At 42.4% G+C, this 15646-nt stretch carries 14 protein-coding genes and 1 tRNA gene; 11 read left to right on the forward strand and 4 right to left on the reverse strand.

Going from position 1 to position 15646, the window contains the following annotated elements; translation table 11 throughout:
- Positions 1-39: 39 nt before the first annotated feature.
- From CJ190_RS00055 to CJ190_RS00070, 4 genes are all read right to left on the reverse strand, one after another.
- Positions 40-119: transfer RNA gene (locus tag CJ190_RS00055), tRNA-Leu, on the reverse strand.
- Positions 120-279: 160 nt separating this feature from the next.
- Positions 280-1269, reverse strand: coding sequence for an asparaginase (locus tag CJ190_RS00060; RefSeq protein ID WP_064292745.1), 990 nt, complete (start codon positions 1267-1269; stop codon positions 280-282).
- Positions 1270-1311: 42 nt separating this feature from the next.
- Positions 1312-2730 carry a YfcC family protein gene (locus CJ190_RS00065; RefSeq protein ID WP_168162787.1) on the reverse strand — a complete coding sequence of 473 codons (1419 nt, stop codon included), beginning with the start codon at positions 2728-2730 and terminating at the stop codon, positions 1312-1314.
- Positions 2723-4024, reverse strand: coding sequence for an amidohydrolase (locus CJ190_RS00070; RefSeq protein ID WP_070598129.1), 1302 nt, complete (start codon positions 4022-4024; stop codon positions 2723-2725). The genes CJ190_RS00065 and CJ190_RS00070 overlap by 8 nt, the downstream gene beginning before the upstream one ends.
- Before the next feature lie 474 nt (positions 4025-4498).
- Between CJ190_RS00070 and rpsF the strand changes: the two genes are divergently transcribed.
- From rpsF to dnaB, 11 genes are all read left to right on the forward strand, one after another.
- The gene (rpsF, locus tag CJ190_RS00075; protein WP_013669618.1) at positions 4499-4801 is read left to right on the forward strand and encodes a 30S ribosomal protein S6; all 303 of its coding nucleotides are present in this window, start codon (positions 4499-4501) and stop codon (positions 4799-4801) included.
- 35 nt (positions 4802-4836) lie between these two features.
- On the forward strand, positions 4837-5409 hold the full coding sequence (ssb, locus tag CJ190_RS00080) for a single-stranded DNA-binding protein (protein WP_064292227.1): 573 nt from the start codon (positions 4837-4839) through the stop codon (positions 5407-5409).
- Between the two features lie 27 nt (positions 5410-5436).
- On the forward strand, positions 5437-5676 hold the full coding sequence (rpsR, locus tag CJ190_RS00085; RefSeq protein ID WP_013669454.1) for a 30S ribosomal protein S18: 240 nt from the start codon (positions 5437-5439) through the stop codon (positions 5674-5676).
- Between the two features lie 228 nt (positions 5677-5904).
- Positions 5905-6114 (forward strand): helix-turn-helix transcriptional regulator, encoded by a 210-nt coding sequence (locus tag CJ190_RS00090; RefSeq protein ID WP_013669762.1) that lies wholly within the window; start codon positions 5905-5907, stop codon positions 6112-6114.
- Positions 6098-6616 (forward strand): DUF3278 domain-containing protein, encoded by a 519-nt coding sequence (locus CJ190_RS00095; protein WP_070598128.1) that lies wholly within the window; start codon positions 6098-6100, stop codon positions 6614-6616. The genes CJ190_RS00090 and CJ190_RS00095 overlap by 17 nt, the downstream gene beginning before the upstream one ends.
- 2441 nt (positions 6617-9057) lie before the next feature.
- Positions 9058-11088: a DHH family phosphoesterase gene (locus CJ190_RS00100; protein WP_070598127.1), complete on the forward strand. Its 2031-nt coding sequence runs from the start codon at positions 9058-9060 to the stop codon at positions 11086-11088.
- A 115-nt stretch (positions 11089-11203) separates the two neighbouring features.
- Entirely contained in the window at positions 11204-11914 is a 711-nt protein-coding gene (locus CJ190_RS00105; protein WP_064292887.1) for an ABC transporter ATP-binding protein, read from the forward strand.
- A 1-nt stretch (position 11915) separates the two neighbouring features.
- Positions 11916-12689: an ABC transporter permease gene (locus CJ190_RS00110; RefSeq protein WP_070598153.1), complete on the forward strand. Its 774-nt coding sequence runs from the start codon at positions 11916-11918 to the stop codon at positions 12687-12689.
- Positions 12690-12702: 13 nt separating this feature from the next.
- A complete protein-coding gene (locus CJ190_RS00115) occupies positions 12703-13482 on the forward strand; it encodes an ABC transporter permease (RefSeq protein WP_064292889.1) in 780 nt (259 codons plus the stop codon).
- 132 nt (positions 13483-13614) lie between these two features.
- Positions 13615-14067 carry a 50S ribosomal protein L9 gene (gene rplI / locus CJ190_RS00120; RefSeq protein ID WP_060779022.1) on the forward strand — a complete coding sequence of 151 codons (453 nt, stop codon included), beginning with the start codon at positions 13615-13617 and terminating at the stop codon, positions 14065-14067.
- A gap of 149 nt (positions 14068-14216) precedes the next feature.
- Positions 14217-15590, forward strand: coding sequence for a replicative DNA helicase (dnaB, locus tag CJ190_RS00125; protein WP_064292890.1), 1374 nt, complete (start codon positions 14217-14219; stop codon positions 15588-15590).
- Positions 15591-15646 lie beyond the last annotated feature (56 nt).

Genomic DNA, 15646 nt, shown 5'->3' on the forward strand with positions numbered 1-15646 from the left:
CCAGTGTTTCACTTTTTTACGTCACCTCGCACTCTTTTATGCAGGCGATGGGATTTGAACCCACACTTCAAAGAAACTGCCGCCTGAAGACAGCGCGTCTGCCGTTCCGCCACGCCTGCGCGATGTTACTATTGTATGCCTAAACTTGGGTAAATGTAAAGGAAAAAATCAAGTGCGCTGATAAAAGATAACATTTTGCCAGCTTTAAGCCTCAGCCCCATTATAAAAAACCGCTTGAGAAGCTTTTAAAGGGCCTTCTCAAGCGGTTGAGCTAACTTATTAGTACTTGTTCCAATTGCCGGCGATATCGTCCTTTAAGGGACTATTGAGCATGGCAATGAGTTTTAGGCGGGCGTGTTGGCCGTTGAGGTAGCCTTGGTCTAAGATGACGCCGACCTGTTCTAATTGAATCGCGGCACCCTTGCTGGCATAGACCTTATGAATGCCACCGCGGTTGGCTTTAGCGACTAAGACGACTGGAATCTCTGCTTGGATGACTTGTTCTAGGATATCTTGGAGGGCTGGTGGTAAGGAACCTACCCCAAAGCCTTCCAAAACAAAGCCCTCGGCCCCCGCTTCAACCAAGGCAGTAATCATTTTAGGATTAAAGTCCAAGCTGGCCTTGACCAGGTAGACATTGGGGCTGAAGCTTTGTTCTAAGTGGACCGGGAATTTATCGACCGGATGATAGTCACGGAAATAGTGGACCCGGCCCCCATAGGTCACCCCTAAAGGTCCAGCATTGACTGATTCAAAGGCATGGAGACCGATACTATTATTTTTCACCACATCATTCACGGTAAAGATACATTGGTTAAAGACCAAAAGCGTCCCCTTACCGGCGCTAGCGTCACTGGCAGCGGTCAAGACGGCATCCCGGATATTGGAAAAACCATCATAACCCAAGTCCTGGCTGGATAACTGGCTACCGGTAAAGACGACGGGGACGGGGGTATCCAGGAGTAGATCGACAAAATAAGAGGTCTCCTCCATGGTATCGGTCCCGTGGGTGAGGACAATTCCTTGGGCGCCCTGGTCGATTTCTGCTTCAATGGCTTGGGCAATATCGGCCATATCGGCTAAGCTCATCTCGTTAGAAGGGATACTTTTGACTTCTTTAATCTTGAGATCAACGGCTAAGTTTGACAGGTCCATATCCTTCAACAGTTCGGCCCCGGTTAAGGAGCCTGACTGTAATCCCCCAGCTTGGGTATGGACACTGGTGATGGTCCCGCCTAAATTAATTAACACAATACGTTTATTTGACATCGGTTGCCTCCTTTTTTACTTGATACTGGTCGTCACAATGGTCTAGAAAGGCCCGTAGCCAATCATTTGGGCAATGCTAATTAAGGCCATGCTGGCAAGGAAAAGAATCCCTAAGAGTGGTAGGAAGAACTTGGCCCAGTCGCCCCACTCAATCTTGGCATTAGCAATAGTCGCCATAAAGTAACCTGAAGTCGGATAGAAAACATTGGTTAAGCCATCCCCTAAGGTGTAGGCCAAGACAGCTACTTGTTGGTTGAGTCCCACCATCCGCGCTAGCGGTGAGATGATCGGCATAGCGACAATAGCCTTACCTGACCCTGAGGTGACGAAGAAGTTAAATAAAGTAATAAAGAGAAAAATAGCTAAGGCAGACAGATAAACCGGAAGGCCTTGGAGTAAATTACCAAATTGGTGGACTACGGTATCCAAGATTTTTGCCTCATTCATCAAGACCGAGACGCCATTGGCTACCGCAATTAAGATAGCACCCGATAGGACACTGGAACAGCCTTCCATAAAGGCTTGGATCAAGTCATTGGTTGGCATGCGGTCAATTAAAGCACTGAAAACGGCAATCATGACAAAGAGTCCGGCCATCTCAATCATGCCCCAACCATTCACCAGGACATTGTAAATCATATAGGCAAAGAGGAGGATCAAAACGATACCGATGAGCTTTTGCCGGCCAGTGAGGCGGACGGCTTGGCTGTTTTGGCCAATCTTTTGCTCCTCAGACTCCAATAGCCCCTCTTGGTAGGCTTCTTTGAGGACGATTTCAGGATCACGTTGGATTTTCTTGGCATATCTCATGAGATAGAGACTAGAAATTATATAGAAAACAATAAAGACCAAGACCCGGTAGCCCATCCCGGAAAACATGGGGAGACCGGCAATCTGGTGGGAAATTCCCACGGTAAAGGGATTGGTAAAACCGGAGGAGAAGCCCACGCAGGTAGTGGAAATGAGGACCACGCCTGCTGCAGTTAATTTATCAAAGCCTAGGCTTAAAATCAGAGGCATAATAATGGGTAGGTAAACTAAACTTAACTCCGCTGTCCCGATAAAAGCCGCAATCAAGGCGAAGAAGAACATCAAAATCGGAATCACCAGGACCCCGTTATCGGAAAAGCGGGCTGAGAGATTGGTGACAATGCCATCAATGAGTCCGGTTTTCTTTAAGACTTCCACGGTACCAGCAATAATTAAGGTAAAGGCAATCACGCTAGCACTCTTGGTGAAGCCCTTAGGAATGGCATTCCAAAAGTCAGTAAAGCTGGTGGGGTTGCTAGGAACATAGTTAAATTGCTCGGGATTAGCTACTTCTTGCCCCGATGGCAAGGTCATGGTGGCAAACTCACCAGCCGGGATAATATAGGTCAGTCCGGCAATAACAACTAATAAGATAAATAGGACCACTAGGGAATTAGGCATTTTAAAGCGGCGTAAGCTTGATTTAGTCATGGGATTCCTCCTTCTCTTTCTGTCCATAATGCATTAATAAGTGGGTATAGGTCTCCACCATGGTCACTAAGACGGATTCTTCAAAGTCAAATTGAGAATTGTGGTGGCCGTTTTCCTTGGCTAACTCGCTACCAAAGAGGAAGAAGCAGGCCTTGCCTCCCAGTTCAGCCACCCGGTTCATAAAGAAGACCACATCTTCTGAAGCCCCAAAATGAAAGCCAATGGTATTAGGAATATCTGCCTGGTCTAGAAGCTGATGGAGTTCTTGGTAGAAGCTCTCATCCCTATGGTTTAAAGCAGGGGCTTCTCCGACTTGTTGGACTTGGTACTTGCATTGGTATTGCATGGCTGCCCCCGCGACCACCTCTTTTACCCGCTTGTTTAGATGGTCATTGATGGCTGATGAAGAGCCCCGGGTTTCCATTTCTAAGCGACAGGAATTGGCAATAATATTTCGTCCGGCCCCGCCTTGAATCTTGCCGACGTTGACTCTGGCGGCCCCAGTGGAATATTGGGGCAGGGTTTCCAGGTTTAATAAGGCGGAAGCAGCAGCCAGAATGGCATTATGACCCTTTTCTGGGCTGGCACCCGCATGGGCAGATAAACCAGAAAACTGGATGTCTGTTTTCGTAGTAGCGAGAAAACCATCCGTACCAATAGTCACGCTATCAGCAGGAGCACCCATCCCGATATGCCCAGAAAGAAAGTAATCATAACCATCTACCAGGCCAGTATTGACCATGGACTTGCCGCCCTTGACCCCTTCTTCGGCCGGCTGAAAGATCAATAAGTACTTTCCGGTCAATTGATCTTGGTGGTCCTTTAACCATTGGGCCAGGTAAAGACCGACAGTAATATGACCATCATGGCCGCAAGCATGCATGTAGCCCTTGTGTTTAGAGGCAAAACCATAACGATTAGGTAGGTGTTTCTTATTCTTACTCTCCTTAATGGCTAAACCGTCAATATCAAAGCGCATGGCAATACTTGGTCCGGGACGTCCCGTATCCAATTCGCATACGGCTCCGGTATAACCTGCTAGGATTTCTTGAATGTCAAAATCAAGTTCTTGATTAATCGTGCCAGCGTAGGCCTGGGCCAGGTCCTTTTTGGGTTGACCCATCATACAATCCGGATTATGGATGGACTTGCCATACTTGACCTCATAGCCCAGTGCTTTTAAGCGACTGATGATACTGATGGTGGTTTGGTATTCCATCCAGGCCGGCTCAGGAAAACGGTGGTAGTACCGGCGCATGGCGGATAGCTCTTGGGCCAATGTCATTTCTGACATAGTAATTCCTCCCTCGTCTTTCTTTTTTTATCTATTTATTATAGCACAGGGGATTGGCTAAATCCCGCTAAAGCGCGGCGATATTTTGACTAGTTAGACCCTTTTAAGACCTGACCTTTCTTCCAGCAGATTTTGGAAATAACTGCTAGAATAGACCTAGAGAGTGTGACAAGCGCGCTAAAGAGCAAGACCGCTGGAAGAAAATGGCGGCAAAAGTCTTAAAGAGAGTATTGATAACATTTCCTGAAGCGGACGCTTGCTCTGCGCTTGGAACACATTTTGATTAGATAGGTCGATAGGACTTTTGTCAATGCCTCCCATTCAAGTCCTTTGGCAAAAATTTACTGAATTCCAGATTTTATCCTTGTTATTCCTAGTGGTTTTTGCTATGATTAAAAACTGTGAGTATGAAAATTACTCTCCTTGTTCTTAATTGAATTAAGAACCTTATAGACCAAAAGGAGGTGCGAACTGATGAGTGAAAATGTAACAAAATATGAAGTGTTATACATTATCCGTCCAAACATTGACAGTGAAGCTAAAGAGGCTTTAGTGAAACGTTTTGACGATATCCTAACTTCAAACGGCACAACAATCACTAAATCAGAAGATTGGCAAAAATTGCGTTTCGCATATGAAATCAATGATTTCCGTGAAGGTGTTTACCACTTGATCGAATGCGAAGCTGAAGACGCAGCTGGAATCGATGAATTCAACCGTCTTGCCAAGATTAATGACGACATTTTACGTCATATGATTACAAAAGTTGAAGCTTAGTGATAAGAAGTAAGTCTTAAGAGAGGGGTCATTGTATGATTAATAATGTCGTCTTAGTCGGCCGATTAACTCGGGAAGTTGATCTACGTTATACCCAAAGTGGAACTGCAGTAGCCAACTTTACTGTAGCTTGTGACCGTAACTACCGCAATGCCCAAGGTGAAACCCAAACAGATTTCATCAATTGTGTGATGTGGCGTAAAGCTGCTGAAAACTTTGCTAAATTTACACGGAAAGGTTCTTTGGTAGGGATTGAAGGCAATATTCAAACCCGTAACTACGAAAACCAACAAGGCCAACGTGTTTATGTGACTGAAGTCTTAGCAAATAACTTTAGCTTACTGGAACCTAAGAGTGTCACTGAACAACGCCCACAAGGCAGTGACAATGGCAATAACTTTGCCAACCCAGGCAATAATTTTGCGAATGACTCTTTTGGCTCTAATCAAAGCTTTGGCGGCTATAATAATCAACAAGATTCCCCTTCAATGAATGATAACAGCTTTGGTGGATCCAACGACCCATTTGCTGGTGGAAACAATAATCCTTTCCCATCAAATGATAATGACGGATCGATCAATATCGCTGATGATGATCTTCCATTCTAGTGGAATGGACAAAGGAGGATAATGAACATGGCACAAAATCGTCGCCGTGGTGGACGCAGACGTAGAAAAGTATGTTTCTTCTGCGCTAACCATATGGACTTTATTGATTATAAAGATACCGATTTGCTAAGTCGTTACGTTTCTGACAAGGGTAAGATTTTACCACGTCGCGTAACTGGTACCTGTGCTAAACACCAACGTACCTTAACTTCAGCAATCAAACGCGCACGGATTATGGCCCTCTTGCCATTTACCGTTGCTGAATAATAAAATGTTAAAGGAGGCTGTGATAACTACTATCGCAGTCTTTTTTTATGTTCTTTTTTCTACTAAGCACTCGAAAGTAAGCTTAGACGAAGGCTTCAGAAAAAAACTTATCCACTTGTGGACAAAGAAGAGCTAAAGATACTTTGTCTATTATAATTGACAAAACAAAAATATTCGATTATACTGTCCTGTATTACTGACATTGCTGTGAAATTGGTGAGGTGAACGATGAATCGCTTAAAATATTACCGCACACGGTCGGGATTATCGCAAAAAGCTCTAGCAGAAGAGATCGGCGTTGCTCGTCAAACCGTGAATATGATAGAAAATGACCGCTATAATCCAAGTCTAGAGCTCTGCATTGCCTTAGCCAAAGCCTTAGATACTGATTTAAATGCTTTATTTTGGGAGGAAGATGATGATGAGAAAGAAGAATAGTCTCTATATTCGTTTCTTAAAATTCCTTTATGGTGTTGAAGAAATGGATGAATATCGGCTCACTCAATGCGAGCGTATGGGGAACAAGTGTTTCATTTTTCTATGGTTCTGGGAAGCCATTCTATTCTTAATTGCCCTCTTTTTTCCAGCTAACCAGTCTTTAATTGCCTTTAATTTCATCCTATGGGGGTCTTTATTGGGCATTGTTATAACCATGGTTTATATCCTGATCTTTTCGATGAAATTAGGCATTATGGTTAAGGAAGTTGATTCCTCTGATTACCCAGCTAATAAAAAACGGATTCGAAAGAAAACCGTCAAAAATTCCCTTATCTATGGGATTATCCTTCTCCTATTTCAGAGCTTAGGTCAAAAGGTTAGGGAAGGCGCTGTCCAATTTGGATTGAGAGAAGTTGTTTTTCTCTTGGTAGCGACAGTTACTTTTTATCTCTTCATGTATTATATGAATATGCGTTTATTAAAGAAATATGAGGATTCTTAATTTGAAAAGGGCCTGTGGATAAGTAATTATAGAATAGAAGTAGTAGAAGCCTAGCCTGAATGCTAGGCTTTTTTTGTGGATAAGTGTTTCACGTGAAACAAATAAGTAGATAAGATTTACACTTGTGGATAAATCTGTTAATAAAACGAATGTTCTTGCTGGAAACCTTGCTACTAAGCCCTTTGCAATTGTGGATAAGTGTTCGGAATATAGGTGTTCTGCTAAGAAATTTGCTCTTGTATCTGACATTATCCACAAGTGGATATCATTTACTCACAATTAGTATTATGAAAAGAACGTTCACTTTTAAGCTTGTGGATAAGATAGTCTGAAAGGAGATTCCGTTTAGGATGGGATCTTTTAATAGAGCTTACTAGATGTATGTATATTATTTACTATTTCTGGATAGGCATTTATGTATCAACTGCCTAGCCCTTTTAGATGTTGTTTTTCTTATTTACAGCTTGTTTTCTCTGTTTGTTAGTAAATAAGAGATGATTGAGTAATTACAAGGTCTTTTTTATATATACTTTTTCCTCCCTTTTTATTAAAGCTGAACCTGTAACTAGATTAATTAGCTTTTCAGCTTCTTCTTTTGCCTTAGACTTTATGTCTTTGTTAATGTCTCTTGATTAAGCTAATACATTATTAGAAGAAAAAGTTTAACTGAACATTATTTCAAGAATATGCGGTAATCTAGTTAGAAAAAATGGCTGGCTGCTTGCTGACTATCTTTCACGTGAAACATCTTTACTTTGAATTCTTTTTTGAAATTCTAGGTATTTAGGGTCCTCCGTTGGTTTATATTCTATTATGTAGATCCTTTTTTAGTATAAAGTCATTATGATTACTACAATATTCCCAGTTTTCCTCTTAAAATTACTAAACTGACTGTAGTTTTCCCTTTTATGAGCTTATTTATCTTAGTTACTAGTACTCTAGAACTATGTTTATTACGAAGCTTACAATTATTGGCCCTCAAAGTAAGAGAAAAGATTGATGATTGATGATTGGCCCATTCTCTTAAACGAGTAATATTTTTACGGGGAAGAAAGAGTATAGCTGATATTTATAATTTATCACTCAATATAGCTCAGTATTTATTGCTTTACATAATTGTTCCACGTGAAACAAGAAAATTCTCTGTTTAACAGATTTATAATCTCCTATTACAAATGTTTCACGTGGAACATCAGTTATTTAGAACTGTTTACTGTCGTCTACATAGTGGGATTTATTTAAACTTAGCTAATAATTATAAAATAAAGGCAGATTTTAGGACTTATCTAATTATATGGAAGTTTTTATGTATTATAGATAGTCTTACAGCCACCCTTCTATATATGATTTTGATTAGCTTTGAAGAATTATAGTCTATGGAAAAGATAATAATAGTGGTGGTGTGATAACATAAGTAGATAGCAATTTAAATAAAAACTTTATTATAGCCATTGTTTCACGTGAAACAATGGCGCCATGCCTTCCATAAAGTATAATTTGACAAAATTTTATAAGATTTTCATGGTAAAGAGTTCTATATATCAATACATTAATCTGACACTACTAATAAATAATAAATCATTGTTAGCTAAAGTAGTACTAGTCTATTTTTTAAAATGTTTCACGTGAAACAATCCCTTAAGTGGCAATTTCGCCCATTTCATGGAGAGGTAACACTTAGACAATCTATTATAAAGAGGTTATGAGCTGAGAAATTACCAACAATAAATAATCCTATATATATAAAGAAATGGCAAAGTTTATGGGTATTTATATTACTTTTAACACTATGAAGTATCCATATAAGTCACTATTAATTGTATAAGTATGAGATTTGAATTTATAGCTTGACTGCACTTCAAATAAGGATAATAACTAAGTCTTGTTTCTTGATTAAGGTGGAATTATTAAAATTAGCTACTAATCCACTTATGAATTAATCGATGTAAGGAAATTTTATTAATAAGCTTTGATACTTTGATACTTAGGAAAGCTTTCTAGCTCTCTATATAACTTGATGATGATCAATTTCAGCTAGTGTGATATAAAATTAAGGACTGAATTAGCAATTTCGCGCTATAGAGCTTTTAGTTAGTTTCCAAATTTAGAAATAAGAAAGTATGTTTCACGTGAAACATTTCTGTGAAAACATTAAAATGTTTCCTTTATGGGGCTTCTATTATGTCTTCCTATGTGAATAGGACCCCTTATTTCTACTGTACAAGTATAATAATTTGTTTTCTTCTCGAAAATCAGGGGATAAATTCTTATTAGTTACATTATTTCGCTGACAGCTCTTTATATGACACCAATAATTTCCCAGCACCGATCCCTTACAGACTTATATCGCCTGAGAATAGGAAATCTTTAGAATTTATTAAAAATATGGTAAAATAGAGGATGTATGTATACCTTTATCGTTAACTACAAAGGAGAAAAATATGAAAGATAATAAACATAGTGGACGTCTGTCCAATATCTTAAATCAATCCAATATTTTTGTGCCTTTGGTTATTGCTGCCATCTTAGTTTTCCTAGCGGTAGGGATGTTAATGCATAACAATCCCTTGATTGCCATGATTTCATTTCTTTTGGTTATTTTTGCTATTATTCTGGTTTATGTGGCGTTCAGACTGATTGAACAGGAACTGAATAAGCAGGTCTATGACCTCACTGATGATATTCAGACCATTGAAAATGAAATTCTCTTACAGATCCCCCTAGGAATTATTTTGTTTGAAGAGGATGATACCATACGTTGGATGAATCCCTATATGCAAAATTACTTTAATAGTAGTGATACTTTAGGCAATAAGATTGATGACGTGGATAGCGTTTTATCCGATATCTACCACCAATTAAAAGAAACGGATGAAGATGATGTCACTGGTCACCCGATTTCCTGGGACGACCACTATCTCTCTGTGGGACTTTTGGAAGACCAAAATGCCATGTATATGCTAGATATCACTGAATATGGTCGGATTGCAGATGTGGCTGATAAGAACCGTCTAGTTATTGCCAATATCTTGATTGATAACTATGATGAAACCATCGCTTCCTATTCCGACCGACGGAAATCCACAGTGGATAACTTTATGACTAAGCAATTATTTGCTTGGGCTAAGAAGTTTGGTTCTTTTATCAAACGTTTGGATGATGACCGTTTCCTCTTAGTCACCACTTATGGGGAACTGATGGAAATGGAAGAAGATCGCTTTTCAGTGATTGATACTATTCGCGAAACCACCTCTAAGGGCAACTTCCCCTTGACCATTTCCATGGGGATTTCTTACCAAGAAGAGGATGACGAAGCGCCTGATATTGGTAAAATTAATGAAATTGCCCAATCTAACTTGGATTTAGCCCTTAGTCGTGGGGGAGACCAGGTGGTGATTAAGATTGAAAGCGAAAAAGCTCGTTACTATGGTGGGAAAACCAACCCTATGGTGAAGAGAACACATGTTCGTTCCCGCCAAATCGCCACCACCATCGCTCAAATGATGCAACAAAACGAATCCATTTTTGTTATGGGGCATGATTATCCGGATATGGATGCTATCGGGGCCTGCATTGGGATCCGCCGTATTGCCGAGATGAATGATCGCAAGTGTCATATTATTATTGATGAATCGCGGATCAATTCTGATATTGAGAAGTTACTGGTGGAATTGCGTAAGGACGAGGTCATTAATGAGTCCATCATTAGTCCCCAAGAGGCTGAGGAGCTGATTGAACACAATTCCTTACTCTTTATCGTTGATGTTCACCGGCCTTCCATTACTACCGCACCAAAATTGATTGATATGGTGAATGGGGTAGTGGTGATCGACCACCACCGTAAAGGGGAAGAATACCCTGAGAATGTGCTCCTAGAGTATATTGAACCCTACGCTTCATCAACCTGTGAACTGATCACCGAGTTCTTTGAATATCAAAATGCTTCTTCTAAATCCATTAATCGGATTGAAGCAACGACCATGTTAGCTGGGATTATTATTGACTCCAGAAACTTTACATTGAGGACAGGGTCACGGACCTTTGACGCCGCTTCTTACTTAAAATCCTGTGGAGCCGATTCAATCCTGATTCAAGAGTTCCTCAAGGAGGACTTGTCCGAATACATTAAACGGAATGAATTGATCGAAAGCGTCGACATCATGCCCCCTTACTATGGGATCGCTGCGGGTGACGATGACACGGTCTATTCCACAGTGACTGCGGCTCAGGCGGCTGACTCTTTACTATCCATGAATGGGATTGTAGCTTCCTTCGTGGTCTTCTTAAGGGAAGACAAGCGGGTAGGGATCTCTGCTCGTAGTATGGGGAATGTCAATGTCCAAACCGTTATGGAAGAACTTGGTGGTGGCGGACACTTGTCTAATGCTGCTACCCAAATTTCTGATGTTTCTGTCAGTCAAGCCCGTGAGCTGTTAATTGATGTGATTAAGAAACAAAGTGAGGAAGACTAGGCCGGGAGTTTGTCAAAAGCAGAGTTTTAACTTTTATTATATAGGAAGGAAGATAATCAACATGGGACAGTCAGGCTCTTGTTGATTATTTTCTTTATCAGGAAAGTAGGTAATTATGAAAGAGAATATTATCCAAGTCGACCATTTAACTATTGCCAGTGATCAGGGGACTATTATTAAGGACTTATCTTTTTCCATTGGAGCGGGTGAATTTGTCGGGATCAAAGGGCCTTCCGGTTCAGGGAAGAGTACCTTATTGAAATACTTGGCCCAATTGTATGACCCGGCTTTACAGGTTTCCGGAAGCTACCAATTAAATGACCAAGCGATTGAGGACTACCCACCAACCACTATTCGTAAGCAAGTTTCCTACTGTTTCCAATCCCCACAATTGTTTGGCCATACCGTCAGAGAAAACCTGGCCTTCCCCTTTGAAATTCGTGGGGAGGACTTTGATGAAGACTTAGCCAAGCGCGGTTTAGAAGCCATGGCCCTGGATAGGCATTTTATCGATAAGGAAATTGATACCTTATCTGGCGGGGAGAAGCAACGGGTAGCTTTAATTCGGAACCTCTTTTTTGAACCCAAGGTGCTCTTATTAGATGAAATTACCAGTGCCCTGGATGCTAAGTCCCGTGACCTGGTCTGGTCCTGGCTAAAAGATTACCGCGCTAAACACCAGGTGACCTACTTGATGGTTTCTCATATTGATTCCGAGCACGAGATGACCGACCGCACCTTGACCTTATCAGCTACGGAAAAAACGCCAGCTGATGAAGAAGAATCATCCAACCAAGGAAATGCAGGGGGTGAAGTGGGTGAATAGTATGCTCCAAGCCAACCCCCTCTCCCTAGTTCTCAGTGCGGGTCTGGTGGTGATTAGTCTCTACATTTCCTACCGCCAACGTTTAGGCTTAGAGGGCGAACTGGTTACTTCCGCTTTTCGAGTGGTCCTACAACTTTACTTGGTGGGTTTAGTCCTTTCCTTTATTTTTGATATCAACCACCCGCTCTTGACTGCAACGCTGATCGGTCTGATTATTATTAATGCGGCCTTTCACGCGGCCAAACGGGGCCAGGGGATTGACCATGTTTTTTGGATCTCGCTCTTAGCTATTAGTTTTACGGTAGTCGGGACGCTTTCCTTACTGGTCCTAGCTGGAGCCCTGGCTTTTACCCCTTCTCAGGTGATTGCCCTAGGAGGAACCATTGCTGGGAATTCCATGACGGCTCTGGGTTTAGCCTATGGTCATTTATTGACCACTTTCGACCAAGATAGCCAAAAAATTCAGGAACGTTTAGCTCTGGGAGCCAATCCTAAGCAGGCGTCCATGGGAATTATCCGCCAAGCCATGCAAAAGGGGATGCGGCCGACCTTGGACAAGGCCTATGCGGTGGGAATTGTGACCTTTCCAGGGACCATGAATGGTTTGCTCTTTGCTGGGGTGGAGCCTAAGACCGCCATTATGTACCAGATGATGATTATGTTTACCCATATCTCAACGGCAACCATCGCTTCTTACGTGGCGACCCATTTTGCCTATCAGAGTTTCTTTGATGACCGGCAACGCTTAAAATTAAGCGGCCATAGTCGCGATTAGGAGGAGGAATAGCATGGAAAATGTAAGTATGACCCCAATAGCCCTAGCCTTTTCTTTTTCTTTAGTATTGATTAGTTTAGCGATTTCTTATTTTAACCAATTGAAGTTAGAGAAGGCGATCTTGACGGCGGGGATCAGAATTGTTATCCAATTGTCGATTGCAGCATTGATTTTTCAATTTATTTTTACTAAAGATAATTTTTATTTATCTGCCCTCTTACTACTGATAATGTTAGTGATCGCGGCTTGGAACGCCTCTAAGCGCGGCGGGCAGATTAAGGGACGTTTTTGGATTGCTCTGGTGACCCTGATGGTGACAGAAGGGGTGACGCTCTTTGTCTTTGTGGGCTCAGGAGCAGTCCAATGGACCCCCTCCCAAGTGATTCCTATTTCGGGTATGATTATTGGTAACGCCATGAATGCGGTAGGTTTAGTCTTTTCGGACCTACTGACCTATTTTAGTGACCAGTCCCAGGCCATCCTAGAACGTTTGGCATTGGGCGCCACTCCCCGGCAAGCTTCGCAGGGATTGATCCGGCAAACCATTGCTGATGGAATGATTCCGACCATTGATGGCGCCAAGACCACGGGGATCGTCACCCTGCCTGGGATGATGATGGGGCTGCTCTTTGCGGGCGTTGACCCCATGACAGCGGTCCTCTACCAAAGTATTGTCATGTTTATGACCCTATCGACAGCGGCGATTACCACTTTTGTGTCTTCTTTATTAACTTATCGGAAGTTCTTTACCGATCGCGACCTACTCATTCGCCGGCATTCCTCCGATAAGTAAGCGGAAGACAAGGCCAAAGCTTGAGCTCTGGTCAATTCTTTATTAGAATAAGATTATGTTTATTCGTGAACAGGCCTTATACCCAAAGCCTGTTAGCTATGAGACAAGAAAATTACACAAGGAGGCTTAACAATGAAAGTCATTTTTCTACAAGATGTGAAAGGCCAAGGTAAAAAAGGCGAAATCAAAGAGGTTAACACCGGCTATGCGCAAAACTTCCTCTTCAAGAAAGGTTTAGCTAAGGAAGCCACCAAGTCAGCCGTTTCTGCCTTAGAAGGGAAGAAGAAAGCCCAAGCTAAGGAAGCTGCTGAAGAACTCGCAGAAGCTAAGGAATTGAAGAAAAAATTGGAAGATGAAGAGACTGTTGTGGAAGTCAAAGCCAAGGGTGGCGAAGATGGTCGTCTCTTCGGTTCGGTGACCTCTAAGCAAATCGCCCAAGCCTTGAAGAAACAATACGACATCAAGGTCGACAAACGTAAAATTGACCTGCCAGAACCCATCCGGGCTTTCGGTTACCGGAATGTGCCGGTCAAATTGCATACTGATGTGGAAGCGACTATCCGTGTCCACATTGTTGAAGAATAATTAGTCGCAAGCTTAAAGAGCCAGGACCGGGGGATTTTACCTCACTGGCTCTTTTTCTTGTCTTTTTGACTGACAAGGATTAGTATATGGTATTTAGAAAAGTTCATGTATAATAGTAGGGATCGGATGAGAAAGGATGGTCTGAAGCGATGGCAGATGATAATTTAATCGAGCGCATTCCGCCTCAAAGTATAGAAGCGGAACAGGCAGTCTTAGGGTCGGTGTTCTTGGATCCTGAGGTTTTTCCTGCTGTCAATGAATATATCGAACCCCAAGATTTCTATAAACGGGCCCACCAACTCATCTTTGAAAGCATGCGGCAGCTGAATGAAGACCAAGAGGGGATTGACGTGATTACGGTTCAGGATAGCCTCTTAAGTCAAGGCATGCTGGACAATGTCGGTGGGGCAGATTACCTCTTCGAACTAGCAACCAATACCCCAACCGCTGCCCATGCGGAATACTATGCCCAAATCGTGGAACAAAAATCGATCTTACGGAAATTAATCCATGCCTCCAATGAAATCTCAAGAGAGAGTTACGAAGAGCAGTCCGATGTCATGGACATCTTGGACCATGCCGAACGGTCGATTTTAGATGTTTCTCAAAGCCGTAACCGCAGTGGTTTTGTCCATATTGGTAAGGTCTTGAACCAGTCCTTGGATACCATCGAAGAATTATCCAAGAATAAGAAGTCGATTACGGGGCTAGCGACAGGTTATCCCGATTTAGACCGCATGACGGCCGGGTTACATGAAGACGAATTGATTATTATCGCCGCCCGCCCTGGGGTCGGGAAGACGGCTTTTGCCTTAAATATCGCTCAAAATGTTGCCACTAAACAGGGCGCAGTGGTTGCCCTTTTCTCTCTGGAAATGGGGGCTGAATCCTTGGTTAACCGGATGTTATGTGCCGAGGGCAGTATTGATGCGGGCCGCTTGCGGACGGGGCAACTGCTGGAACAAGAGTGGTCAGACTTAATTGTGGCCATGGGGGCCTTGGGGTCTTCTGAAATTTACATTGATGATACTCCCGGGAACCGGATGGCAGAAATCCGGGCCAAGTCCCGCCGTCTCTACCAAGACAAGGGCAAGTTGGACTTGATTGTGATTGACTACTTGCAGTTGATTGAAGGGAGCCGACGGAGCGAAAACCGCCAACAAGAGGTTTCTGAAATTTCCCGGCAATTAAAGAAATTAGCCAAAGAACTTTCTTGTCCCGTGGTTGCCTTATCCCAATTATCGCGGTCCGTAGAACAGAGGCAGGATAAACGCCCAGTTCTTAGTGATATCCGGGAATCAGGATCTATCGAACAAGATGCCGATATCGTGGCCTTCCTCTACCGCGAAGACTATTATGAGCGCGAAGATGGGGAAGAGGGCGAAGACCAGGATGAGAATAATATCATAGAAGTCATCATTGAAAAGAACCGGGCCGGGGCTCGGGGAACCGTCAAATTGATCTTTACCAAAGAGTTCAATAAATTCTCTTCAGTCAGCTTTAGAGATGAGGAAATGGCTTAATGACTGAACTCTGAATGGGAGCAATTTTGCTTGAAATTCCGCTATCCTATAAGGAA

Source organism: Aerococcus loyolae, assembly GCF_002871915.2.
GTDB classification, from domain to species: Bacteria; Bacillota; Bacilli; order Lactobacillales; family Aerococcaceae; genus Aerococcus; species Aerococcus loyolae.

Excerpts from the sequence above, each read along its gene's own strand:
- CJ190_RS00060 (WP_064292745.1), bottom strand. The coding sequence starts at position 1,269 with ATGTCAAATAAACGTATTGTGTTAATTAATTTAGGCGGGACCATCACC.
- CJ190_RS00065 (WP_168162787.1), bottom strand. The coding sequence starts at position 2,730 with ATGACTAAATCAAGCTTACGCCGCTTTAAAATGCCTAATTCCCTAGTG.
- CJ190_RS00070 (WP_070598129.1), bottom strand. The coding sequence starts at position 4,024 with ATGTCAGAAATGACATTGGCCCAAGAGCTATCCGCCATGCGCCGGTAC.
- rpsF (WP_013669618.1), top strand. The coding sequence starts at position 4,499 with ATGAGTGAAAATGTAACAAAATATGAAGTGTTATACATTATCCGTCCA.
- ssb (WP_064292227.1), top strand. The coding sequence starts at position 4,837 with ATGATTAATAATGTCGTCTTAGTCGGCCGATTAACTCGGGAAGTTGAT.
- rpsR (WP_013669454.1), top strand. The coding sequence starts at position 5,437 with ATGGCACAAAATCGTCGCCGTGGTGGACGCAGACGTAGAAAAGTATGT.
- CJ190_RS00090 (WP_013669762.1), top strand. The coding sequence starts at position 5,905 with ATGAATCGCTTAAAATATTACCGCACACGGTCGGGATTATCGCAAAAA.
- CJ190_RS00095 (WP_070598128.1), top strand. The coding sequence starts at position 6,098 with ATGAGAAAGAAGAATAGTCTCTATATTCGTTTCTTAAAATTCCTTTAT.
- CJ190_RS00100 (WP_070598127.1), top strand. The coding sequence starts at position 9,058 with ATGAAAGATAATAAACATAGTGGACGTCTGTCCAATATCTTAAATCAA.
- CJ190_RS00105 (WP_064292887.1), top strand. The coding sequence starts at position 11,204 with ATGAAAGAGAATATTATCCAAGTCGACCATTTAACTATTGCCAGTGAT.
- CJ190_RS00110 (WP_070598153.1), top strand. The coding sequence starts at position 11,916 with ATGCTCCAAGCCAACCCCCTCTCCCTAGTTCTCAGTGCGGGTCTGGTG.
- CJ190_RS00115 (WP_064292889.1), top strand. The coding sequence starts at position 12,703 with ATGGAAAATGTAAGTATGACCCCAATAGCCCTAGCCTTTTCTTTTTCT.
- rplI (WP_060779022.1), top strand. The coding sequence starts at position 13,615 with ATGAAAGTCATTTTTCTACAAGATGTGAAAGGCCAAGGTAAAAAAGGC.
- dnaB (WP_064292890.1), top strand. The coding sequence starts at position 14,217 with ATGGCAGATGATAATTTAATCGAGCGCATTCCGCCTCAAAGTATAGAA.